This window comes from Alcanivorax sp. HI0083, assembly GCF_001635175.1.
Window position 1 is genome coordinate 1 of record NZ_LWFX01000493.1, and the last position, 606, is coordinate 606.

A 606-nucleotide genomic window follows, 5' to 3' on the forward strand; every position below is an offset into this window, starting at 1 on the left:
AGCTTTTCACAAACGATCAATAGTCCATTGCGCAATCTTTTTGTCTCCTTGCGTTCATCGTGGGTAACGCTGTCGTGGGTGTTGCCGGCCAGACCTTCGTTTCAGCCGGATATTTTCTGTGATAAAAGCGGGCTGACCCGGATACAATTGAAACCTGAATCAACGCCGGCCAACGCAAAAAGGAGACTCCATGTCGCTTGAACATCCCCAGGTCATGATGCCGCCACCCGCCCTGTTCCTGGGTGGACTGCTGATGGGGTATGGGCTGGACCGTGCGCTGTCCCTTCCGGCGGTACACTTCCCGGGCCAGCAGTGGGTCACACTGGTGCTTGTGCTTGTGGGTATCGGGCTTGCCGCCAGCGCAGTGATTCAGCTGCGCCGGGCCAGCACCACACTGATGCCCCACCGGGCAGCCAACACTCTGCTCACCGGCGGCGTGTTTTCGCTCAGCCGCAACCCGATCTACCTGGGCTTTGCCTGCCTGCACCTGGCCATGGCCCTGGCTCAGCACAGCACCGGCATGCTGGTGATGTGGGTGCCTGTCATCTGGGTTATCCAGCAACATGTGATTGCGGCGGAAGAAACGTTTCATGCCCAGCAGTTCGG

The 606-nt window shown here is 58.9% G+C and carries 2 protein-coding genes; both read left to right on the top strand.

The window, feature by feature from the left end; all coding sequences use genetic code 11:
* Nucleotides 1–201, top strand: a 201-nt coding sequence (locus A3754_RS28440) for a hypothetical protein (RefSeq protein WP_231880490.1), incomplete at its 5' end; no start/stop codon positions are given.
* Nucleotides 191–606 (top strand): isoprenylcysteine carboxylmethyltransferase family protein (locus A3754_RS05050; RefSeq protein WP_231880491.1); only part of this gene is annotated, 416 nt, incomplete at its 3' end. The genes A3754_RS28440 and A3754_RS05050, both read left to right, overlap by 11 nt.